We start from the raw sequence: 22,079 nt of genomic DNA on the forward strand, positions 1-22,079 counted from the left end.
CAAAGGCGGATTATGCTGTAAAACTTATTGCCTAATCGGGATCTGCACCCATAATTTCATAAAAACGTGCTTCATTCTTTGGATTGGCTATCCAAGCATCAAATTCCTTCTCTGACATATTGGCAAGAGTTTGTTTAGTCATAGGACCTGTTACACCCCCACCACCAGATGCCGTTAAGGTTCTCGCAGAATTCTGCCGACTCTGGAGCGCTGCAATTTGATCATTGACTTGCACCGCTTGGTTCTGATACCCCAGATTTTGCGCTATCCGATAAAGCTCTTCTGCCGGATTAACGCCTTTTTGTGCACACGTCGCGACAATGGTACGTAATTCATCCCCTATAATCGCATCTATCGTGCTTTTTTGCGCATAATTTGGATAAACAGAAGACCATGCATTTAACTGCTTTGCACGCGTCTCATAAAGAAAGTCTGCCGCTGCATCAAAATCACTGTATTTATCCTTAACTGACGCAACAGAATTTTCTAAAAACTGATTCAAATGTCCATTGAATTCTTGATATTCAATCGCTTGTCTTTGCACATCTTGTTGTGCTCTAATATACGCATCCTGCTCTTGAAGCTTTCTTCCCATCCATCCCATATAACCGATAATGTCTTGTGTAGGGTCTGGGGGTGCGTTTTCTCCTTCAGCCATTGGCGCTTGAGATTGGGGTTCATAAAACTTGACAAGTGCTTCACGGGCTTGATTGGCTTGTTCTACAGCGCGCTGCCGATCTATAGGAACAATTTCTGAAGGCTGTTCAACGGGCTCTACAACCGGCTCCGGAGCCGTGACATCATGGCTCTCAACCGTTTCCACATCATTGACGGCATCAAAAGAGCCTTCATCATCAAACACCGGTGCTCCAACTCTGTAGTCCTCATTTAGTCCTTCATTCATTTCTGCATTCATTCTTTCACCTTTCTCAAATGCTTCTTCCTCTGTATGTTGCCGCTCGCTCTCGCATGATCTGATTTTGCATCTGTTCATTGATTATGCGTTGCCGTTCTAGTTCATGTTTCTGTTGCATCAACTCTGAATCCAATTCTGCTCTCTTTTGACGCATGAACAATTCAATCTGCTTTCCTTGTAAATCCATCTGTTGCATTTGGCTTTTCGCTGCTATGTCCTGCTGCTTTTCTTGCAACTTCATTTCTTGTTCTGGAGTCATCTGTTGTTGGGCTTGGTAAGCTATTTGCTGCTGTTGTTGAACCTTCTCACTCACACGATTAAGCAGTGACGCAGGCAAGGGTGAATAACGCAACAAATCAAGCATGATATCCGGTGTAACCGCATTTTGAAGCAATGGTAACAATTGCGTAATAATGCCAAAGGTCCGTTCTTTCTCATTCGGACTGGTTGGCGCATCATCTACCACAATATCGTAATCAACACTCATCACTGCTTCACGAGTTAAGGGAATGTATTGCGCATTCTCCTCTCCAGAAATTCGCACCAAACGACCATCAGACAGATAATTCTGGATCAAGTGCAAAATAAGCTTGCCTTGCCTTTTGCGATACAAACGCAAGCCATCAAACAGACAAGCAAGCAGATTTAAACTGGATTGACGTCGTTGTGCCTCCAAAACCCCTGCTTGTGAAACTTCTCGCGTTCCTATAAACTCTGGTGATAATCCTGTGACTTGGTTAATCGCTTCTTTCGCCTCATTAAACAATTGGAAAAAACCCGTTGGAAATTGTGCTACGGGCTTGGGTTGGATCTTGCTAGTAGCTAAAGCATTGGGTTTTGTCCACGTAATACTATCTATCCTGCTCCAACTTTTTACTGCTTCTCTTTCATCTTCAAAAGCCCCCCTTTCTGCCATAATCCCGCCTTTGGATTGGCTATTGAGAATATGCATCACTTGACTGAAATATTTATTCGCCCACCGTTGCGGATCTTTTGTAGGACGCACAACCCCATAAAATTGCCGCTCTACTTTATCAAAATAACCCGTGATACATTCCCAGCCCAATTGACCAACAGGAACCATCGGTTGATCGGGGCATAGTAAAACTTTTCTGCCTAAAAAAGCGCGCTTGACCACCTTTTTATTGAAAGCCGCTCCTTGAATATCGGGCATTATGCATTGAAGTTGCTTAAATTCTTCCTCGCTATAATCACGAAGTTCTCCAGTGCTTAAATCGGGTGCTTTGTAATATGGCTCGTTTTCAAACCAACGACATTCAACGAGCGTGACCATCCGTCGACCGTTTTCAACATCAATGCCTCTCTCATCATCATAAGCCTCTGAGTCGTTATGATGAACCCCTTCATAAATATTCCCATCCTTCGCCCAATCTGCACTCAGTTCACTCCAATGGGATTTTGGAAACATTTGCCTTGCAACTTCCAAAGGCTTGCGGTCCACATACCACATACGTTGTGCATCCGTTAAATTCGGTTGCACTGCCGCGCTGTCCCAAACCATCTTTAATGGATCTAAACGCGTGATAACCGGCTCGCCATCAAGGCTATTCTCATAATCAAGACGTGTATCAGTCCACCCCATGCCACAAATGACAGCATCTTGGAAAGCATCCGAGTCCGCATATTCGGCTTGTGCCATATCGCGAAACCATTCGGCTGCCCCCGTAAGCAATTCACTTGGCAACGCTTTTCCTATTTGACGGGGAATAAACTGTACTTCACGTTTGTTATTACGCTCTGACCCCACAACCGCATTGACCAATGGTGCAATACGATTAAAAGTCATAACGGGGCGGCGTTGCTCTTTTAATGCCGCTAAATCCGCTTCATTCCACTGGTCTCCATTGTAAAAACGAAAATCTTCACGCGCATGCTCACGCCATTTGTTCACATGCTCAACATCTTCTTTGTACCAACTCACAAGCTTGCGAAACAAGCCTTCTGTCGACAGATCTGAAGCGTTGCTATCTTGCTCTAAATGCTCTTCATCATGCATCATTCTGCCATCCATGACGTACTCTCATAAACTTCTCTACCGCTATAAGCTTGTCTCTTATGTTTCTGTATCGGTTGCTCATAACCCACACACATTAATCCAAAGGCATCTGCCCCATGACTCGACCAATCATGCTCTGCCCCCAAACCAATCCCCCGCTTCTCATCCCATTTTTCATGATACCAGTTCAGTGCCTTACGACCCGCTACCGTTGTTTCCTCGTGAAACCAAACGGAGGGCAAGATACGGCGCACTGCCTCTATCCGCATTTTGACTGCACCAGCCCCTTGATTGGGAATGACTTGCGTTTCAAAACCCGCATCATTGAGAGCACTTTCAAAACTCACATTATGCACACGGTCTCTGGTTGCACCGTCATGGGGTAATACCATCAGTGCCTTCTCATAACCATTGTCACGTAACCAACCGATATGCTCTGAGAGCGGCTGTCCTTGTGCCTCGTAATAATCCAGCACTCTGATCTCTCTGCCAACAAACTGTGCTATCCATATCGCTGTGGCATCTGCCTTAGCCCCCGTCCCCCCAATATCCCAAAAGGCGCGTATCTGCATCAATGGATCACGTGCAACACGCCCTATCCGCCCCTCTTGCTCGGCTGCTAACATCTCTTTTTGATAGTAAGCCCCTTGAACCGCTGTAAGATAAGCCCCTTCCCAGATATGTTTATAGGTCTCGGGGCGGGATCTCAAATCATCAAGTCGCGCTTCATTCAAGATCTTGGGAAACTTCGGATTATCTGACCAGTTGATCTCTACACGCTTAATCGCTTCATTGTCTGAAAAGCGAAAACGCCTTTCAACCGGTGCATTGTCTCGCAACGGGTTCCATGTCACCCATAACTCTGCACGCCACCCCTCTCCCTCTTCACGCAACGTCGGTATAAGCGTCTGCCAAGCTGTCTCTGTGACTGGTTCTGCCTCATCAACCCAACAGAGCAAAATACGCCCCATGGATTTGATACTCGCAATATTGCGGTCTAGTCCAGAAAACTGAAAAGCTATACGACCATCATTTGACTTAATCGAAGCTTCCCCAACTTTGTAATAATCTTTTAAAAAATCATGGGCTTCAATAGCGCGCTTAATTTCCTCCAAGGAACTTTCTGCCAACGAATTTTGAAACTGACGCGCACAAAGAATAGTGCCTGATATCCCCTGCATACCAAATTGATAGCCCTTTAAAGCCGCCATTAAGGCAAATGATCTTGTCTTTCCAGACCCTCGTCCACCCCAAGCTGCCCGCACCAAAGCATCTCCTGCAAAAAGTGGAATAAGCTTTGGTACAATCTTAATCTGTCTTGTCGTCATTCATTAAAGGAGCAATTTCTACACGCCCTATGATCTTAATCGCGCCCCCATTCTCACCCGTCACTTGCAAAGGCAAGATCTTACCCAGCAAGGCTAAATAAGCCGCGGGGCATTTGAGTGCTTGCTGTTCTAAATAAGAAATTAGCCCTTCCTTGCCATACTTATTGCCTGCCAATTCAGCTGCTTTAATAATTGCCTCTTTAAGAAGACGTGTATTCTTGTTTGGAACACCTTTGACACGCCCCATACCTGCCCTCGCTGGTCTCAACTTTTTTGCTGTTTGAAAAACCTGTTCTGTATTTTCAGATGTCATAAAATACACCCTCCAGATAATAAAAAACCCCGCATTTGCGGGGATTTTTGACTGTACATCACCCTCATTAGACACAATACACCTAAGTACAGTAATGTCATTAAATACGATTTGCTACACTTTGTCAACATAAAAATAACACATATTGATAATTTCAAAGGGAATCTGTTAGGTAATTAAGACGTAAATTAAGGTAGGAAACAATGTTTACAAAAAAGTCTTTCTTTAAAAGCATCTTAATTATCACATTTCTAATATTATGTCCTATCCCCACTCAAATGGGATATACAAATCCGAAAGAAATATTTTCTTCGAAAGAAATTAGCGAAAAAGAAAGACTATTCCGCATTTTTCTTGTAAATGGAAGTTACTGGTGGTCAGACAGATTTTACAACATCTTATGGATAGAAAAAATATTTTTTTCGAAACAAAATTGGCGATTATCGAGGCAATCCTATGAACAACGTGTTCGTATAATAAAAAAATGGCAGGATATAGTCATAAAACGACATCAAGTATTTGCCGCTTTGTGTTCCCTTATAGAATTTGAAATAAATACAATGAAGCGTATAAATGACGCGAGACAATCTAATGAGCATGTACATGTATCAAACCTAATGCAACACCTATACGACTACAGAGAAAAAATAAATGAAAATAAGAAAGAACTTGAGAAACTAGATCATGAAATTGATCTATTATATAGAGTTATTATAGAGTTTTCATAACTTTGATCTATAATTATTACGAAAAATGCTTTTGAAGCACATTAAGAGCAATCTTTAGTGAACTCACCAGATGTGGTAATTCTTGATCTTCTATAACAAGGTACTGTAGCGCAGCATAAATGTTGTATTGTCTATAGAGGTGTTGCGCTTCTTTTATTGCCTCTTGCGTATTTAAAAACTGCTCTGTTGCAAATTTTACCCATTTGTCCCTTGCTGCCTCATCAGAAGATGACGGCATTTCATCATAAATCGCGCTTGGAAAGCCTTTTGCACAAAGGTAATTATTTCTTATCTGTAGATACTGTTGCGCGGTGTCATATTGCTCTTGAGTAAGTACACCTTGCAAACAAAGCCGCCCTATGTAGGACCCAGCAAGTGGATTTTTTGCCTCATGTAAGCTTAAACCGAAGCGTTTTGCACGCATTTCTATAGCCAATTTATCAATGGCTTCACGCGGTTCTTTTGCACGTGATATACGACCATTGGCTTCTCTTGTCTGCCCTGTAATCTTAGGGCGTCCCCTCTTTTTATTTGCTTTCACTTATACCCTCGATTGTGAATATTCATTAATTTTTTGCGTGAAATATTCTTCGATATCATGGTCTTTTAACTTCACACCAAACCGCCCATTATATACTTTCTTCCATGGCGTTCCCTCCTTATGAGCTTCATTACATAAATGAGCAGATGAAAAATTTTTATAAGCATTCCAAACGATCTCTAATAATTTGAAAGTATATTCATCTGTTGAGTTTTTATGCATTTTAGGGATAAAAATCTCTCCGGTCTCTAAGTCCACCATACGCGAATAAAAATCGATACAACGCCTTCCCCAATCTTTAAACTCATGATAGAGAGCCGGTATAACGGGACCATGCTGCCATGCCTCTATACGATCTAAAAAGAGACGCTTACCTGTAGCTGCTAACATCCAACCATATGCAAAATACACCAGCTTAATAAGCTTCATAGGGGAAATTCGAATATCTTCCTCGCGTCCTTTTTCAAGAAAGAAGTTAGCAATCTGTTGAACTTGATACATTACTCAAACTAAATAACCATACAGATGAAGAGAGACCTATAATTATACTCAGTATGCTTTCCTTTATTTTTCCCTCAAGAAAAAAGAAAGCGCATCCCGCTATTGCCAGCGATATTACAATTGCTATTGCCAGTTCAAAAATAGTCATAGAAGCATCGTTATGATTTAATAACATCATATTATTTTGCATCATCATATTATGATGTATGAGCCATGTGCTTGATCTCATTTTCACGCACCTTAAAAAGGAACATCATCATTTAAAGCGTTTGTAGACATATCAAGAGGTCTGTGAATGCTTGCATAAACTGATGACGGCTCTTGATCATCGTTATTTTTACCATCTAAAAGCTGTAATTCACCTTTGTAAGGAGGCAATATGACCTCTGTTACATACCGTTCACTACCGTTTTTATCTTGCCATTTACGGGTTTGTAAGCGCCCCTCGATATAGACTTTGCTTCCCTTCTTAAGATACTGAAGAGCCACTTTTGCAAGATGTGGATTAAACACCACAATGGAATGCCACTCTGTTTTGTCTATTCTCTTATTGGTTGCCTTGTCTGTATAGCTCTCAGACGTTGCCATGCGAAAATTGACCACCTCGATACCAGATGACATTGTTTTGCTTTCAGGATTTGCACCTAAATGACCAATTAACATCACTTTATTAAGCATTTGCTTTGCTATCCTTTTTATGGGAAATAGTACTTAGAAACAAAAATAACTGATACATAACAATAATATAACACATTATGCTATATTATTACAAGCAAAAATAGTTTTAATAAACTGAATCTAAAGAATGAATCCCATTTTTATTTTACTTATTTGCTTGCGTTTTTACACGTTTTGTGCAATAAAAGAGATGTTCTTTTATTGTGATTAATCTAATCGCTTATTGGAATCGTTAATTATTTTGAGCATAAAGACCGTATCAATTCATTTTGATGCGGTTTTTATGTATTAAGGCTTGTGATTTTGCACGCTTTGTGTAATAAAAGAGATGTTCGTAAACTTGTGAATAACGATAACAGAAATGCATTGCAAAACAGAAGCCGTGTTCATAAAGGGGCACGGCTTTATTATTTGAATGTAATAAAAATCTATAGCTAGTACAAAAGAAAACCCTGTTATGTAAAAAACATAACAAGGTCTTCTCCAATTTCTCAAATCTCAGACAAAATATAGCACATTATGTGTAAAAATACAAGCGTTGAGATACAAAAAAAACCGCATCTTTAAAGACACGGCTTCTTTTGTAGCGATTTTTAAAAAGTATATTGTTTTAAACCTAAGGAACGGTTTAAATACAACGCCATTATGACGTTGCAACAGAAAGTTTTTTACGCTTTCTATGTTTTTAATATAGAACAATATGTTGATTGGTTCAATTTAAATAAAAACAAACTTGCGTTTATACACAAAGTATGTATTTTATAAATTGATCTATTTGATTATGAATTTTATTTTGTTTGATTCATTAGCTATAAAAGCCGTATCAATTTATTTTGATGCGGTTTTTATATATTAAGGCTTGCGTTTTTATACGTTTTGTGTAATATGTTCTCTAGTATTTAGAAGATGTATTATTGGAATCCTATTCTCAAAAGCCGCGTTCTTTATGACACGGCTTTTTTGCTATAAAACAGCCCCCCGCCCCTTATTTACGCTGTTTTATCTAAAGTTTGTTCACTACCATCAGTATCATCACAAATCTTTTGCTTGCCATTAATAACGGCATTCCCATAAATTTTTACACTCTCAGCTTTAGCCCAGCCATCAGTACGAGGCTTGCTATAAACTGTTGCATTGTCACAAACTCGTGCATTGCCAAAAACCTCAACATTCTCAGAAATAGTAGCTCTATCAGAAATACAAGCATCATCATAAATTTTAGCACCAGCATAAATACATGAAAATCCAGATACTTTTGCATTGTCGTAAACCTTGCCACTCACATGGCTACTACCAAAAACTTTTGCATTATCAGAAACATATGCAAGAAAAGAGAGTTGTGCATTTTCACAAACAACAGCATTGCCACTAACAGTACCATTTACCATTGCGTTATCGCAAATTTTTGCATTGTTAAAAATCTTGCCATTATGAAAAACTTGCGCATTATCCATAACAACAGCGTTATCAGCTACTTTTGCACTTCTAAAAACACATGCATTATTACGCACTTGTGCATTATCAGAAACAACAGAATCTGTAGCAACAAAGGCATCATTATAGACCCAGCAGTTCCCATCATGAGAAAGATTGCTTTCCTTTTCGATAAAACCACCAAGGTCGCCAGCCTTTACATCAGCAAAGTCCCTTAATGCCTTAATGCGATAAAGTCGTACAATCTTTTTAAGCACGTTATCTTTAATTTGAGTGCTTTCATCAGTAAGTTCATATTTTCTAGATACAGTTGTACTGGTCATAGGTAGCTCCTAATCTAATATTCGATTAATTTGTAAATGAGATGTTTAAAGAGGCGCCCCCGCCGCGCCGCATTTCAAAGGTTATCGAAAACTACCAAAAGAGATAGTTTCATTTCCAAAAAGACGTGCACGCCCAGAAACCAATACCTTACCAAAAGCATCGCTATGACCAAAAATTTTCATATGACCACCAACACGTGCTTTATTTGATATCTCTGTATCTCCAAAAATTTTTGCATAACCTGTAACACGCGCATCATCTAGAACACGCGCTTTACCAAATACTAAAGCATAACCAGCTACCCAGCAATTGCCATCATGTGATAAATTACCCTCATGTTCAATAAAACCACCAACGTCGCCTTTTTTAACGCTTCCAAAATCTCTTAAAGCTATAACACGACGAAATAAACGATTACCAAATTCAATAGCACCTAATGAAAGTTCATATTTTTTAGTCTGTTGTGTATCTTTTGATACGAAATCTTGTGCAATATTATCATTTGCAACGGTAGCAATAATGGGGAAAGTTTGTTTTTTAGCTGTAGCATTCATGCTTGTTGTCCTATTCAATAAAAGTTTTCAATTGACAGCCTATAAAGGCGCCGGGCGTTGAAAACACGGTGAATAGTCCGCCGCTATACTTTTCCCTCGCGAAGGGTCTTATATGGTATAGCTACACCCGACATAAATCGTTATATGCCAATTAAAGCATAAAAGACAGCCAGTATTTTTTAGAATGGGAAAAACCTTTTCGTGGTTTATCCGCTACTCACAAGTGTTTTCAGCACTTGCCAACCTTTCTAAACCAGCCTTCCCTTAAAGTCAATACGTATTTTTTATTTTTTTCACTTTTTTTCATTTTGATACTTACCTAATTGAATATCAAGCGCTTTTTCTAGCTCTCTGTCCGTCTCTTCACTCGATAATGGGTAGCCTCTCTCCAAATCATTCGTGATCTCACAAATCAAACAATCATTCTTTGTACGTTCTTTAATTTTCATATTTACCTCGTCTATCAATGCTTCAAAATTCAAAATGTTTTTTGGTAACAAACCACCATAAATCCACGCTTTCACTTGAGCCTTCGTGCTATAATCTACATTCGCAGGCGTCTCATGATACTGACCGCCTTCAAATTCCTCATATTCCCTCATTCCATCACCATATTCGTAAAGATTATAAAAATACTCAGTAACCCCTAATCCCCATGGTGCATATCCAACCGCTGTTGCAATAAATTTCTTTTGCTGTCTTGATTTACGATTTCTTAAGAACATCTAATTTAATATCCCCTTATCTAAATCCATAACTTTACCTATGGGTTTATTTGCCTCAAATTGGACCGTACAGTAGCGTTTTTATTTTCAATGTGGTTTTCATCATAAAAATCTAAAATCGTTCTGTACGGTACTTTTTTAGCTATTTAAACCCATATCTAATCTCAAAACCATCAGCACTTTTCACTATTTTGCTGTTTATCATTCAATACCCTTTAAAACCTCTTCCATGCCATTTAAGAGCTCTTCAAGGCTCTTTTCGGTTCTTTCTGTACGGTCTGATGATATCGTCGCCTCTTGATTTTTGCTCTTGATTTCTGGCTTTTGAAGATTCTTAAGAATGCGATTTGCTTGGTAACGAATATCGCTTTCAAGCTTTTCGCAGTAACGATAAAAATCTGCTGTTGATGGCATAAAAGTTGTGTTTAAGCCCTCTGCTTTGCCTTTCAAAACGTTCTTTGTTGCTGTTTGCAATATCCAGCTGCTTATGCCTTCAAGAGCATAAAAATACGCAAGCGCCGTTGCTTTCTCATCTGATCCCATGGGGCTTTTGAGACCATTTGAAAGGACAAGAAACGCTGTTTGGATTTCTTCTTCAGTTGCTTTTTTTTCAAGCTTTTGCAAAGCATCAGTAACCAATGCTGTAACTCTCTCCGCTTCTGCACTCAATGGCTTTTGCCCCGTTTTCCAAAGGAATGGTGGTTCTGTCATCATCCTCGAATAAAAATTTGTACACACTATCTGAATTTTTGATATGGGACATGTGCTGTGCAACTCGATAACTCCAGCCACGCTGTTGTTCTGTTTGAGAATTGGTTTGTTTTCCATAATTTTCTCCTTGTTTGTAATTTTTTGAATTTCTCACCCAGTTACGCCATGTTGCTTGCCAATCACGTTTGCTAGCGTCCTTACCCGTCTTGGCATTCCAATAATCTCGAAATTTTGCGATTTCGACTTTCACACGCTCTGGAGGCAAGCCCTCTTCGATTGCAAAATCGTAATCGGGTTCAAAATCCGCAGGCAATCGACAACCTCGATTAGCTTTCGCACGTTTTGCTTTTTTCGGAACGCTTTTTTGCTCGTGAATGATTGGTTGGTTTTCTGATGATGTTGCGTTTTGATCTGATTGAACATCATCACACTCGATTGGCTCGTCAACCAAATCGCTTGTTTCTAAATCTTCAAACTCAGTTTCTTTTTTTGATAAAACGATAGTTTTATTTTTTTTATTATATATGTGGTTGTGGTTGTGATTGGCATCATTAAGCATTGCATTAGCATTGCTACAAGCATTGCTAATAGCATCCTTAGCATCATCATCACTGTTATCTTTATTTTTATCCCATCTTGCCTTTGCTGCCTTTTGTGCTCTTTCTGAAAACTTATTTAAATTTTCGTTTGAGTTATTGAGTTCCTCTTCAACTTGTAAACTCCATAAACGACCATCTTCTAAACATATGATCTTCTTATCACGTAATAAAAACTCTAACGCTTTATTAAAGATCTTTTTTGAACATCCCGCACTATGTGCTAATTTATCTTGATCACAAAAAATGGGTTCTCCACTTTTACGCATGTGCCATTTCAATGTAACGTATGTCGCTATTTGAAAGGCTTTCATGCCATTTGTTTCTGCAAGACAATCTGAAGGGAAGCTGCGAACCCAAGCTAATTTAGTTGACATGCATTGCCTCGTCTCTTTTCTTACTCCACCTCATACTCGCTGCTTTTGAAGCTCTTTCTGAAAATTTACTGATGCCATAATCAAAAGCGAGTGACTTATGCCATAAGCCACCATTCTCTAAACGCGTAATATGACCCGTGCTTATTAAGGTCTCTAATGTCTTTTGAAACGTTCTTACTGAACACCCACACCAACTTGATAAATAAGACGCATTATTCATAAGAGGCGCTTTCTTATCATTCATAAGCAACACAAGGGTTGTATAAACTGCCTTCTCTGTTGCTTTTAAACCCATAAGCTCTTTTAAAAACTTATCTGTACTAAACTTTACACACGCTACTTTATTAATAGATATCATTCGTGCTCTCCCTTTCTTTAACTAAATGTAAAATTGCTAAAGCATCCGCTTCGTTATCATCACAAGGCGCGTGTCCTTTTGCACGCATTGCCTTTATCATCTCTTCTTTCGACGCATTCCCCTTGCCTGTTGTCGCTTTCTTAATCGTACAAACCGGTATCCCCTCATACGGTATCTGATGATGTTCACACCACGCCGTTAACGTTGCTAATAAACCACCGTAAACATGCGCTGCATCGGTTCCAACATGACGCCTCACCTCTTCAAAATAAACCGCGTCAATTTGACCTGCTGTCTGCTTTATTTCTGTAAGCCATCTCTTAAAGCGTAAATAACGCATCCCACCGCCTTCAAAACGGCGTGATTTAAAATCAACGGTGCCACTAAATACGTCACCACTCCCTCCACACATCGCCCACCCCGTCTTCGTCCCTAGATCAAAACAAAGAATCGTGCTAATCACTGCCCCTCTCCATACATAACGTGTTTTATAAGATTGTTTTTTTCTAAAAGCGGGTAGAAAAAGGTGTGTAAATTGGATAAAGATGTCATTGATATCATTTCATTAGTAGTACCAACGTTCATATCATGTTTTGGAATATGGTTAGGTTGTAGAAACCGAAAAATAGATCTTATAAATTTCACTAAACAATTAAGACACCTGCAAAGACAATCTGAAGCCGCAAAAGGACACCTCTCTATTTTATGGGAAGAAAAGAGAATAAGAGATTTAGGTCCAAATCTAGAGGCTGTTATAGATAAAGAAACATGCGCATATAAGAAAGGTAAAAATCTCTTTCTTGAGGTACATGTAACCATAAAAAATCCTACAAAACATTCAATAAAAATGAATAATTTTCGTATGTCTGATGAAAGCCCATTTGCATTTGTTGAAGGTATTTTTCTAGGAGAGTATCCGCTATTTTTAACCCTTGAAAATGAAAAATACATGAGTTTTAAAAATCCTTTTCCAGCAGACTTAAATCAGCAAGACATATACAATTATTATAATTTAAAGGAAGATGAAGAAAGACTATTTATTCTCACAGTTCGCCACCTCAAACCAAATATCGAAACTGTACCAGTCTTTATCATTGAACACACTTCATCAAATCATCCAGAAAGAGTGCTTCAAACCAAGTTTTGGACAGAGTTTTTACTCGCTTTTGAAGATGAGAATTCTCAAGAATAAGGTAATTTGTAAATTTTTTCTTCTTGTTTTTCTATTATTTTATCTCTTTTATGTACCTCCTTTCTAAGTTTTTGAATTTTTTTATCAAAACAATAAAGTTGAATAGCTAGTTGAATATTGACCGCCGTAGATAAACAAACTGCTGTTATTAAAGCCATTTTTTTCTCCTCACTTACTTTTCTTCTTATTCTTCTGAGACTTTTCTTTTACAGATTCATCACGCTGTTTAAGCTCGTCTTTAAGCCTCTCAATTTCTGCATCACGGGATTGAACTTCTTTAAATCGCCTGTGTAGAGCTATGTCTTTCTGTTGAAGTGCTTCTTTATGCGCTTGTTTTAGCTTCTTAATTTTTTCATCACGCTGTTTAAGCTCGTTTTTAAGTTTCTCAATTTCCTCATTACGCGATTGAACTTCTTTTTCATCCTCTGGATTCAGTTTATTCTGTTGGTTCAATTTCTCAATTTCTGCATTTAGCCTGCATATAATATCATTTTTCCGTTTGAACGCTTTTTCATACTCATCTATCTTTTGATTCAGTTCTTTAATTTCCTCTTCATACTTTTCTATATTCTCATCATATCCACTAATGATCTCCCTAATTCCTTCGCGTTCTTCTTTTAAAGCCCTAGCTGCAAATTCTTCATCTTCAATATGCTCTTTAAGCGCCTTAACTTGGTTGCGATAATACAAAACAAAACCCAACATCACGACGTCGATAAGTAACATTGCAATAATTGTTATTGATAAAATCTCTGATAAAATTTCATTTAAAATCATTCTGATCTCCTTAAGGCTGCAAAGTATCGCCGGTGTTCTCAACACAGCTATTTTTAGAAATTGAAGGAAAATTCTCTTGATACCAATCGCTAGGACTTATGTAATTATCGGTAACTTCTGCTATCTTTTGTATTATCTTAGGATGCGGAAATCGCTTCTTATTTACATAGCGTGCTACAGATGCTTGCGTAACACCTACCAAAATTGCAAACTCGGCATAAGTAATATTATTCTTTGATAAATATAGTTTTAGCTTAGACATTCTCTTTTTATACCGTATCGGTATTTTTAACGCAAGCAATTTTTACCATATTGGAATTTGAAAGGATTTTTTTTTTAATTAGGATAAGAATCATGAATAATTTGAAATTTTTCAGACAAAAAGTAGGCTTAACTTCAAAAGAATTAGCCGAACTGGCAGGAACTAGTCAGCCGCAAATTTTTCGTTTAGAAAATGGGCAACGAAAATTAACAAAAGAGTGGGCTATACGTTTAGCGCCACACTTAAAAATTACCCCTAAACAACTGTTATTTTCGGGAAATAAACTTAATAGCTTAGATGAACAAATTGAAGATATGTTAGAGCATCTAAGCTACGATAATAAGATTAAACTTCTCGATCTCCTTTCTTCATTTTATCAAGATAAAAAAGAATAAACTCTCTTTTTTCATCTTCTGTCAATTTATTCCATAGTTCTAATATTTGCGTATTAATTGACCATTTTTTCTACTCATAAAAATATAAAATAAAAAAAATAACCATTTTGGTATTGACTATATATTACCATTTTGGTATCAAATATCCCATATCCTATAAATTAACAGTTGCCAATAGGCTCTATGGAGGTAGTTGTGAACAAACCAGTGCTTATAAATTCTAATGAAATTTTATTACTTGCCTGCGATGATGATCAAAACATTGCAGAGTCTGGACCGCTTGATGCAAGCCAAATTCTAAGCATTGTTGATGGGGTAGATGATGTTATACAAATCTTTCGTATAAATCCTTCTGAAAAGAGTTGTGAAGACATTTCTGAACAGATTGCAGAAGCATATGTAAAAAAAAATATCGACCATCTCTATGAGGAGAGAGAAGTTCATTACTTTATACGCGAAAGTGATATCTACAATGAAATTTTAGAAGAGATTGCAGAAGAAAAATATGAAGATGAAATGTACGGTACCTATGAAGAACAGCACCGTTTAACTCCTTGGGATGTCCTTCCAAACTACCCAAGCTATACAGTACGCTTCTAAAAGCACCCCTTTTCTCAAAAATTTACAACACAAACCAATGCCGTTCTTTTCAAGAACGACAAAGGAATACTCTAACTTAAAGGAAATAAATCATGGAAAAAAAATACGAACTTACTGATGAAACAACCGAAGTTGGCTTTAAAACACTTTATAGAATTAAAGCATTACGAGACTTTGGAGATGTGAAAAAAGGTGATCTAGGGGGCTTTATAGAAAAAGAAGATAACTTAAGTCATGAAGGCAATTGCTGGATTGGTGATAATGCCAAGGTTTGTGGTCATGCACAAATTTTTGGTGATGCCTTGGTTTCTGATGATGCCAATGTTTGTCGTCATGCCCGTATTTATGACAATGCCCGTGTTTACGGGAACGCATGGATTTATGATGATGCACATGTTTCTAGCAATGCCAAGGTTTGTGGTCATGCACAGATTTTTGGTGATGCCAAGGTTTATGGTGATGCCAATGTTTGTGATAAGGCAAAGGTTCTTGGTGATGCCAAGGTTTATGAATACGCCCAAGTTTCTGATGATGCCGCGGTTTCTGGCAATACTGAAGTTTTTGGCAATGCCGTGGTTAATGGCAATGCCGAAATTTTTGGCAATGCCAAGGTTTATGACAATGCGCAGGTTTTCGGTAAAGCGAAGATTTCTGGTAATATGAAGATTTACGGCAAAGCCCATGTGTTTGGTAGTGCATGGGTTTTTGGCAATCACTGTATTTATGGCAATGCACAAGTAACCGAAAATACAGAAGAATCCGGTAACGACACTGTTTAAGGTCGGGGGTAATCATGGAAAAGAAATACGAATTTACTGATGAGATAATCGAGTTTAATGGTCACATTCTCCAACGCATTCGTGCCTTAAGAGACTTTGGATATGTCAAAAAAGGTGATATCGGCGGTTGGGTAGAGAGTGAAGATAACCTATCCCATGAAGGCGATTGTTGGGTTTTTGATAGTGCACATGTTTTTGGCAATGCCAAAGTTTATGATGATGCTCGTGTTTATGGTTATGCCAAGGTTTATGCTAATGCACAAGTTTATAATTATGCAGAAGTTTCTAGTGCCTCTATTAAAGATAATGCTAAGATTTATGGCTATGCGCGGGTCTATGGAAATTCTGTTATAGGGGAAAGTACACGAATTTACGGAAATGCTAAAATTTACAATCAAGCATATATTTCTTGTAATGTAGACATTGCTGGAGATTGTAAAATTAGTGGCTCCACCGTGATCGTAGCACGTGAGAAAGAGTAATCATGGAAAAAAAATACGAACTGACAGATGAGACAATCGAAGTTGGCTTTAAAACACTTTATAGAATTAAAGCATTGCGAGACTTTGGAGATGTAAAAAAAGGTGATCTAGGGGGCTTTATAGAAAAAGAGAGCAACTTAAGCCATGAAGGCAACTGTTGGGTTGGTGATAATGCCTATGTTTGTGCTCAAGCACAGATTTTTGGTGATGCCAAGGTTTATGGTGATGCCAATGTTTGTCGTCATGCCCGTATTTATGACAATGCCCGTGTTTACGGGAACGCATGGATTTATGATGCTGCTCATGTTTTTGAGTGTGCCGAAGTCTTTGGGAATGCGAAGATTTTTGGTAATGCACGAATTTTTGGTGACGCCGAAATAACTGGAAATACAAAAATATCCAGAATGGACCCTCTTTTTACGTAGGGCGATAACCGCGAACCTTCAACAGAGGATTACAATCCTTTCTAACAACCAAACCAAACAACTTTTAACACATGCGTGATTCACGCCACGGGGGAATTGCGCGTAAAATAAGGAAACAATAATGACAGATTCACCATTAGCTATTATGGCAAACAAATATGGGTTTTCTCATGAGGAATTTAGAAAAACTCTTATCAAAACATGTATTAATTATAACTCTTCTGATGAAGAATTTGCTGCTTTTATCTCCGTTGCCAACACTTATGGTCTTAATCCCCTAACCAAAGAAATCTATGCTCTCCCTAAAAGAGGTGGCGGCATTATACCCGTGGTCTCTATTGATGGATGGATTAAGATCATAAAATCTAATCCTAACTTTGATGGTATGACCTTTCAAGATCAACTCGATAAAGATGGGAAGATCATTGCTATAAAATGTGCTATTCGTCTCAAAGGCATTAAAGACCCTATCGAGGTCACCGAATATTTAAACGAATGCCTACAAGAAAAAAGTGACCCTTGGAAAAAATATCCAGCACGCATGCTCCGTCATAAAGCAACTATACAATGTGCACGCTACGCTTTCGGATTTTCTGGTATTTATGAAGAAGACGAAGCAGCACGTATTAATAACATCACACAAGGACAACTTGTTTCTTATGACATACTTGAACAAATCAAAGAGTTAATTAAAGAGACTGAAACCAATGAAGATAATCTTCTCACTTACGCAAATGTAGAAAAACTAACAGATCTGTCTTGTGAAAAAGCACAAGAAGTTTTGGGACTGTTGGAAAAAAAGCAAAACATTCAAAGAGAAAGAGCTCTACAATCTCTCCCACAACAAGAGCAAACAGACGCCTCTATACAAGATGCCGAATATATTCATATCCAAGATATTGAATATACACCCACAACCTCTCACGAACAACAAAGGGCGGTGTGAAATGGAACAAAGAACAGCAGAATGGTTTCAAGCCCGTTTAGGTAAAGTCACCGCTTCAAATATTTACAACGTTATTAGTAAAACAGCAAAGGGAACTCCTACAAGCAAATATGAAGACTACAAAATCAAACTCATTACAGAGCGTCTGACTGGTCAAACAAGCCCCTATTATGAAACAGAAGATATGAGATGGGGAATTGAACATGAAGAAGATGCCTTGAGAGAATATGCATTCATTTATGATACTGAAGTCACAAGGTGCGGCTTTATTCAACACCCCACAATAAAAATGGCGGGGGCTAGCCCTGATGGTCTGATTGATGAAGATGGGTTAATCGAAATCAAATGCCCTAGATCAACTAATCATATGCGGTTCATTATCGATAACGAAATCAAACCAGAATATCTCGCACAAATGCAGTTTCAAATGGCTTGTACGGGGCGCAAATGGTGTGATTTTATCAGTTATGACCCACGTTTTACGGGCGATTCATCTCTCTTTCGTATGAAAATCAAACGTATCCACCGTGATGAAAAGAAAATTGAAGAGATTAATCAAGCGGTTGAAAGCTTTTTAGCAGAAATAGAACGAGAGATACGAAGAATCTCAACAAAAGCCGCCTGATATTTTATGGGGGTGCTTCTTTTCTTCTCACATACCTCCTAGCACCCCCACCCTTTCATAATTATCTAAATAAGAAGGACCACTTAAATGAAAGAAGAAAAATTAATAGACTCAATAAAAAAAGTAAGTTTATTTGAACAAGCTTTATTATCAATGCGCCTACAAAGGCTTGTTAATATACAAGACCTCTCAATTTATCTTGGAATGTCTATGACCTCTATTAGAGAGCTTGTAAAAGCTGGAGTTTTTCCTAAACCAATACAAGAAGGACGATACTTAAAATGGGATATCGTTGAAATAGACCGCTATATTGAAAGCAAAAAAGCCGAAAGAGACTCTATAGAATTACCATCACTATCGTAACAATCAACGCCCAGTCACAAAAGACGCCCATTGTTCTAAAAGAACACGACGCTGCTCTAAAAAATCAGTCCTCATGTAAGCTTTTGTGACTGAATTCCCTACTGAGTGAGACAACGTAAATTCCGCAATTTCAAATGGTGTTGACGTTGTCTCTGCTATCCAATCACGAAGACTAGATCTAAAACCGTGTGGACGATAAGCAATCCCTCTATCTTTCATAAATTTAGAAAGCGTCATATCAGATATAGGCTTTCCAGAATTTCCAACAAACAAAAATCCATTTTTTTCGATTGTTTTTGCTTTTTCAATAATAGAAATTGCTTCATCTGTAAGTGGTACGCGAAAATCAAAAACCTTTCCAACTATCCCCTTCATATTTTCTTTTGGAATTGTCCATATTAATTGATTGATTTCCTCCAACCGTATATGCCGAATTGGCATTGAACGAACACCGGTTAAAATTAGAAGTTTTAAGGCTAAGTTTGACACAAGTTCATTATTTAAAGATTGATAAAAAGCCGGAACTTCTTGCCATGGCATAGCCGGAATATTTTGAACATTTTGGATAAACTTTCCCAATAAAGCTTTTGCTTTTGGTACCAATTGCATATCTACATCTATACCACGCGCTGCCGCATGTTTTATAGCAATATTTAAACGCGATAAAGCTTTGCTTGCCGTTTCGTTTTTTGTTTTCCAAATAGGCGATAAGCACTCTTTTATATCGATCTGCGTTAATTCAGTAATTGCTATATCTCCAAGCTTTGGAAAAACATGTAATGTAAGAGGCGTTAACCACCTTGCGGCTGTTCCTTCATTTTTCAATTCGCTTTTTTTGGCTTCAAAGGCGCTTAAAACAATTTCTCGTAAAGAAATACTATCAACAGCCCGTCGTAACTTTTCATTATTCCTTTTACGAATCGGGTCAATACCTTGGTGCAAAAGATCACGGCAAGCAGTAGCTTTAAGCCTTGCTTCTTTCAAAGATACAACGCTACAAGAGCCTAATCCCATTTCACGACGCTTTTTATTGAAATCGAATCGAAAAACCCAACGTCCTTGATTCTGTGCTGTTTTAATAAGCCATAGTCCAGCTCCATCTGCATATTTTCCTTTAGGCAAATTTTTTACAGATAAAGCGGTCAATCTATCACGTGTTCTTGTTTTCCTAGTCACTTTTTAAACCACCTTTTGAACCACCTTTTGAATTGCGCTTTTGGCGGATTCATCAGATATCAAAATCGCATGTAAAAAACAATTAAGGAAATAAAAACAATCACTTATAAATGAAATTAAATAAACAACGACATCAAGTGATATTGAAGAGAATCTATAACTGGTGCGGTCGAGAAGACTCGAACTTCCACGGGTTGCCCCACAGCGACCTCAACGCTGCGCGTCTACCAATTCCGCCACGACCGCACGTGGTTAAGCAAAACACTTTGGTTTTCAGCCTTTAACAAATCATAAAGAAAGGTACAAGCCAATTTTCTCTTTCCCATAATTTATTTTATCCAGATGATTTATAACTTAATAAAGATTACTAAAAATATGGGCTTTACGATGATCTTTGAACCATCATCATAAAATGAGCTTGTGCAGCGTGATCTTTTTCATAATAACCATGAAATTTCTTTGTAATTGTTGTAGATCCCTGTTTTTGGATTCCTCTCATAGCCATACACATGTGTTCAGCCTCGATCAATACGGCTACACCACGAGGTTTTAAGTGCATTTCTAAAGCATGAGCCACTTGTGCTGTCATCGCTTCTTGTGTTTGTAAACGACGAGAAAAAATATCTACAATACGCGCAATTTTTGAAAGGCCAACAATTTTTGCATCAGGAAGATAGGCTATGTGCGCTTTTCCAATAATCGGGATCATATGATGTTCACAGTGCGAATAAAAAGGAATATTTTTTACGATTACCGACTCATTGTATCCTGAAACCTCTTCAAAAACTGTTCCTAAGGTTTCTTCAACTGATTGACGATAACCATTAAAAAGCTCGCGATATGCCTTGGCTATACGTTTTGGAGTCTCTAAAAGCCCTTCTCTTTTTGGATTTTCCCCTACCCATAAGAGTAATGTACGAATCGCTTCTTCCACCTCTTCAAGACTCGGACGCTTTTCTTCAGATAAAAAAGGATCCTCTGCGCCTTCTTTAACAACATTACGCATTCAAAAACTCCAACCTTACTCTATACAAAACATTTGCTATAGACCTATTTCATTTTGTATAATCTCTATATAAGTGAATTAAAAGTTTAAACAATCACGTCTCTCAAAATTTCAGGCAATAGCGCATGAGTAACAATATCTATAGTGATAAAATACTTGAATATGCTGCGCATATAGGCAGAATTGGGCGTCTTAATAATCCTGATGCAACATCAAAAAAATATGCACATCCTTGCGGCTCAACAATCACTGTGGATTTAAAAGTGGAAGATCATATCGTGATAGATTTCGCTCATGAAATACACGCATGTGTGTTAGGGCAAGCCTCAGCATCACTTTTAGCATCTCATATCATCGGACAAACAACACAAGATCTTAAAATATTACGTAAAGTTATCTATCAAATGCTAACGCAGGATGGCCCTTCTCCTCAAGCTCCCTTTGAGGATTTTTCTTTCTTACAGCCCATTAAAGACTATAACGTCCGCCATGCTGCAACACTATTACCCTTTGATGCAACGATAGACTGTATTCAACAAATTGAAAAAACAGAAGAAAATAAATGCTCAAATCACAGTTTCGACAAAAAAAAGTAACTCGAAATTACACAGGGACTTGGCAAAAAACACCTGGACGATTACTGGGTATTTTCTTAATACGCTTCTATCAAATAACACTTTCGAGTCTTATAGGCAACCAGTGTCGCCATGCCCCAACTTGTTCAGAATATATATATGAAGCAATCGCACGCCATGGGCTTTGGGCTGGTGCATGGATGGGGCTCTTTCGTATCATACGTTGTGGTCCCTTTGGAACAGATGGCTTTGATCCAGTACCTCCTTCACTCGGAAATTCTTGCTGTTTTTATAAACCTTGGCGTTACTGGAAAATTTCTGAAAAACACACCAAATAATTCTTTTCTTTTTTCATATGTATTGATAGAAAAGTTA

Annotated in this window: 31 protein-coding genes and 1 tRNA gene; 12 read left to right on the forward strand and 20 right to left on the reverse strand. The window is 38.1% G+C overall.

What is annotated here, in order from left to right:
* Positions 1–31 precede the first annotated feature (31 nt).
* The 4 genes from NNJ85_RS09015 to NNJ85_RS09030 are packed head-to-tail and all read right to left on the reverse strand — an operon-like array spanning position 32 to position 4,574.
* Positions 32–916, reverse strand: coding sequence for a hypothetical protein (locus NNJ85_RS09015; protein WP_254473237.1), 885 nt, complete (start codon positions 914–916; stop codon positions 32–34).
* Between the two features lie 13 nt (positions 917–929).
* The gene (locus NNJ85_RS09020; RefSeq protein WP_254475361.1) at positions 930–2,948 is read right to left on the reverse strand and encodes a portal protein; all 2,019 of its coding nucleotides are present in this window, start codon (positions 2,946–2,948) and stop codon (positions 930–932) included.
* The gene (locus NNJ85_RS09025; protein WP_254475363.1) at positions 2,933–4,261 is read right to left on the reverse strand and encodes a PBSX family phage terminase large subunit; all 1,329 of its coding nucleotides are present in this window, start codon (positions 4,259–4,261) and stop codon (positions 2,933–2,935) included. Before NNJ85_RS09025 ends, NNJ85_RS09020 begins: the two co-directional genes overlap by 16 nt.
* Positions 4,242–4,574 carry a hypothetical protein gene (locus NNJ85_RS09030; protein ID WP_254473241.1) on the reverse strand — a complete coding sequence of 111 codons (333 nt, stop codon included), beginning with the start codon at positions 4,572–4,574 and terminating at the stop codon, positions 4,242–4,244. Before NNJ85_RS09030 ends, NNJ85_RS09025 begins: the two co-directional genes overlap by 20 nt.
* Positions 4,575–4,777: 203 nt before the next feature.
* Between NNJ85_RS09030 and NNJ85_RS09035 the strand changes: the two genes are divergently transcribed.
* A complete protein-coding gene (locus NNJ85_RS09035; RefSeq protein ID WP_254473242.1) occupies positions 4,778–5,302 on the forward strand; it encodes a hypothetical protein in 525 nt (174 codons plus the stop codon).
* Positions 5,303–5,318: 16 nt separating this feature from the next.
* Here NNJ85_RS09035 and NNJ85_RS09040 read toward each other — a convergent pair whose 3' ends face one another.
* The 10 genes from NNJ85_RS09040 to NNJ85_RS09085 all read right to left on the reverse strand — a co-directional run bounded on the left by NNJ85_RS09040 (position 5,319) and on the right by NNJ85_RS09085 (position 12,564).
* Entirely contained in the window at positions 5,319–5,843 is a 525-nt protein-coding gene (locus NNJ85_RS09040) for a hypothetical protein (protein ID WP_254473243.1), read from the reverse strand.
* Positions 5,844–6,344, reverse strand: a complete 501-nt coding sequence (locus NNJ85_RS09045; protein WP_254473244.1) for a Panacea domain-containing protein — start codon at positions 6,342–6,344, stop codon at positions 5,844–5,846.
* Between the two features lie 240 nt (positions 6,345–6,584).
* Positions 6,585–7,022 carry a single-stranded DNA-binding protein gene (gene ssb, locus NNJ85_RS09050; protein ID WP_254473245.1) on the reverse strand — a complete coding sequence of 146 codons (438 nt, stop codon included), beginning with the start codon at positions 7,020–7,022 and terminating at the stop codon, positions 6,585–6,587.
* Between the two features lie 989 nt (positions 7,023–8,011).
* Positions 8,012–8,779, reverse strand: coding sequence for a hypothetical protein (locus NNJ85_RS09055; RefSeq protein WP_254475365.1), 768 nt, complete (start codon positions 8,777–8,779; stop codon positions 8,012–8,014).
* 81 nt (positions 8,780–8,860) lie between these two features.
* Complete coding sequence (locus NNJ85_RS09060; RefSeq protein ID WP_254475367.1) at positions 8,861–9,334, reverse strand: hypothetical protein; 474 nt, start codon at positions 9,332–9,334, stop codon at positions 8,861–8,863.
* A 293-nt stretch (positions 9,335–9,627) separates the two neighbouring features.
* On the reverse strand, positions 9,628–10,059 hold the full coding sequence (locus NNJ85_RS09065) for a hypothetical protein (RefSeq protein WP_254473250.1): 432 nt from the start codon (positions 10,057–10,059) through the stop codon (positions 9,628–9,630).
* Positions 10,060–10,260: 201 nt separating this feature from the next.
* Complete coding sequence (locus NNJ85_RS09070) at positions 10,261–10,728, reverse strand: hypothetical protein (RefSeq protein ID WP_254472611.1); 468 nt, start codon at positions 10,726–10,728, stop codon at positions 10,261–10,263.
* Positions 10,688–11,743 carry a hypothetical protein gene (locus NNJ85_RS09075; protein ID WP_254472612.1) on the reverse strand — a complete coding sequence of 352 codons (1,056 nt, stop codon included), beginning with the start codon at positions 11,741–11,743 and terminating at the stop codon, positions 10,688–10,690. The genes NNJ85_RS09070 and NNJ85_RS09075 overlap by 41 nt, the downstream gene beginning before the upstream one ends.
* Positions 11,733–12,098, reverse strand: coding sequence for a DUF1376 domain-containing protein (locus tag NNJ85_RS09080; protein ID WP_371923319.1), 366 nt, complete (start codon positions 12,096–12,098; stop codon positions 11,733–11,735). The genes NNJ85_RS09075 and NNJ85_RS09080 overlap by 11 nt, the downstream gene beginning before the upstream one ends.
* Entirely contained in the window at positions 12,088–12,564 is a 477-nt protein-coding gene (locus tag NNJ85_RS09085; protein WP_254475369.1) for a crossover junction endodeoxyribonuclease RuvC, read from the reverse strand. The genes NNJ85_RS09080 and NNJ85_RS09085 overlap by 11 nt, the downstream gene beginning before the upstream one ends.
* Before the next feature lie 72 nt (positions 12,565–12,636).
* Here NNJ85_RS09085 and NNJ85_RS09090 point away from each other — a divergent pair, with 72 nt between their 5' ends.
* The gene (locus tag NNJ85_RS09090; protein WP_254475371.1) at positions 12,637–13,293 is read left to right on the forward strand and encodes a hypothetical protein; all 657 of its coding nucleotides are present in this window, start codon (positions 12,637–12,639) and stop codon (positions 13,291–13,293) included.
* On the opposite strand, the gene NNJ85_RS09095 is transcribed toward NNJ85_RS09090, so the two are convergent.
* The 3 genes from NNJ85_RS09095 to NNJ85_RS09105 are packed head-to-tail and all read right to left on the reverse strand — an operon-like array spanning position 13,284 to position 14,332.
* A complete protein-coding gene (locus NNJ85_RS09095) occupies positions 13,284–13,451 on the reverse strand; it encodes a hypothetical protein (RefSeq protein WP_254473262.1) in 168 nt (55 codons plus the stop codon). The genes NNJ85_RS09090 and NNJ85_RS09095 overlap by 10 nt on opposite strands.
* A gap of 10 nt (positions 13,452–13,461) precedes the next feature.
* Positions 13,462–14,070 (reverse strand): hypothetical protein, encoded by a 609-nt coding sequence (locus tag NNJ85_RS09100; protein WP_254472616.1) that lies wholly within the window; start codon positions 14,068–14,070, stop codon positions 13,462–13,464.
* Positions 14,071–14,080: 10 nt separating this feature from the next.
* A complete protein-coding gene (locus NNJ85_RS09105) occupies positions 14,081–14,332 on the reverse strand; it encodes a helix-turn-helix transcriptional regulator (protein ID WP_254475373.1) in 252 nt (83 codons plus the stop codon).
* 92 nt (positions 14,333–14,424) lie between these two features.
* On the opposite strand from NNJ85_RS09105, the gene NNJ85_RS09110 reads away from it, so the two are divergent.
* The 8 genes from NNJ85_RS09110 (at position 14,425) to NNJ85_RS09145 (ending at position 18,947) form a co-directional block, all read left to right on the forward strand.
* On the forward strand, positions 14,425–14,727 hold the full coding sequence (locus NNJ85_RS09110; protein ID WP_254475375.1) for a helix-turn-helix domain-containing protein: 303 nt from the start codon (positions 14,425–14,427) through the stop codon (positions 14,725–14,727).
* 195 nt (positions 14,728–14,922) lie between these two features.
* Complete coding sequence (locus NNJ85_RS09115) at positions 14,923–15,327, forward strand: hypothetical protein (RefSeq protein WP_254472619.1); 405 nt, start codon at positions 14,923–14,925, stop codon at positions 15,325–15,327.
* 92 nt (positions 15,328–15,419) lie between these two features.
* A complete protein-coding gene (locus NNJ85_RS09120) occupies positions 15,420–16,106 on the forward strand; it encodes a hypothetical protein (protein ID WP_254473265.1) in 687 nt (228 codons plus the stop codon).
* Between the two features lie 14 nt (positions 16,107–16,120).
* The gene (locus NNJ85_RS09125) at positions 16,121–16,588 is read left to right on the forward strand and encodes a hypothetical protein (RefSeq protein WP_254473267.1); all 468 of its coding nucleotides are present in this window, start codon (positions 16,121–16,123) and stop codon (positions 16,586–16,588) included.
* Positions 16,589–16,590: 2 nt separating this feature from the next.
* The gene (locus tag NNJ85_RS09130; protein WP_254475377.1) at positions 16,591–17,013 is read left to right on the forward strand and encodes a hypothetical protein; all 423 of its coding nucleotides are present in this window, start codon (positions 16,591–16,593) and stop codon (positions 17,011–17,013) included.
* Positions 17,014–17,134: 121 nt separating this feature from the next.
* Positions 17,135–17,959, forward strand: coding sequence for a RecT family recombinase (locus tag NNJ85_RS09135; protein WP_254472625.1), 825 nt, complete (start codon positions 17,135–17,137; stop codon positions 17,957–17,959).
* Position 17,960: 1 nt separating this feature from the next.
* Positions 17,961–18,584, forward strand: coding sequence for a lambda exonuclease family protein (locus NNJ85_RS09140; protein WP_254475378.1), 624 nt, complete (start codon positions 17,961–17,963; stop codon positions 18,582–18,584).
* A gap of 87 nt (positions 18,585–18,671) precedes the next feature.
* On the forward strand, positions 18,672–18,947 hold the full coding sequence (locus NNJ85_RS09145) for an AlpA family transcriptional regulator (protein WP_254475380.1): 276 nt from the start codon (positions 18,672–18,674) through the stop codon (positions 18,945–18,947).
* A 3-nt stretch (positions 18,948–18,950) separates the two neighbouring features.
* Here the strand turns inward: NNJ85_RS09145 and NNJ85_RS09150 are convergent, their stop codons facing one another.
* The 3 genes from NNJ85_RS09150 to folE all read right to left on the reverse strand — a co-directional run bounded on the left by NNJ85_RS09150 (position 18,951) and on the right by folE (position 21,129).
* Positions 18,951–20,123 (reverse strand): site-specific integrase, encoded by a 1,173-nt coding sequence (locus NNJ85_RS09150; protein WP_254475383.1) that lies wholly within the window; start codon positions 20,121–20,123, stop codon positions 18,951–18,953.
* 161 nt (positions 20,124–20,284) lie between these two features.
* A tRNA-Leu gene (locus NNJ85_RS09155) sits at positions 20,285–20,369 on the reverse strand.
* A 136-nt stretch (positions 20,370–20,505) separates the two neighbouring features.
* Positions 20,506–21,129, reverse strand: coding sequence for a GTP cyclohydrolase I FolE (gene folE, locus NNJ85_RS09160; protein ID WP_254475385.1), 624 nt, complete (start codon positions 21,127–21,129; stop codon positions 20,506–20,508).
* Between the two features lie 125 nt (positions 21,130–21,254).
* Between folE and NNJ85_RS09165 the strand changes: the two genes are divergently transcribed.
* Together NNJ85_RS09165 and yidD are read left to right on the forward strand one after the other, a co-directional pair.
* Positions 21,255–21,725, forward strand: a complete 471-nt coding sequence (locus NNJ85_RS09165; protein ID WP_254475386.1) for an iron-sulfur cluster assembly scaffold protein — start codon at positions 21,255–21,257, stop codon at positions 21,723–21,725.
* Entirely contained in the window at positions 21,692–22,042 is a 351-nt protein-coding gene (yidD, locus tag NNJ85_RS09170; protein ID WP_254475388.1) for a membrane protein insertion efficiency factor YidD, read from the forward strand. The genes NNJ85_RS09165 and yidD overlap by 34 nt, the downstream gene beginning before the upstream one ends.
* Positions 22,043–22,079 lie beyond the last annotated feature (37 nt).

This window comes from Bartonella sp. B1098 (assembly GCF_944896145.1).
Lineage (GTDB): Bacteria > Pseudomonadota > Alphaproteobacteria > Rhizobiales > Rhizobiaceae > Bartonella.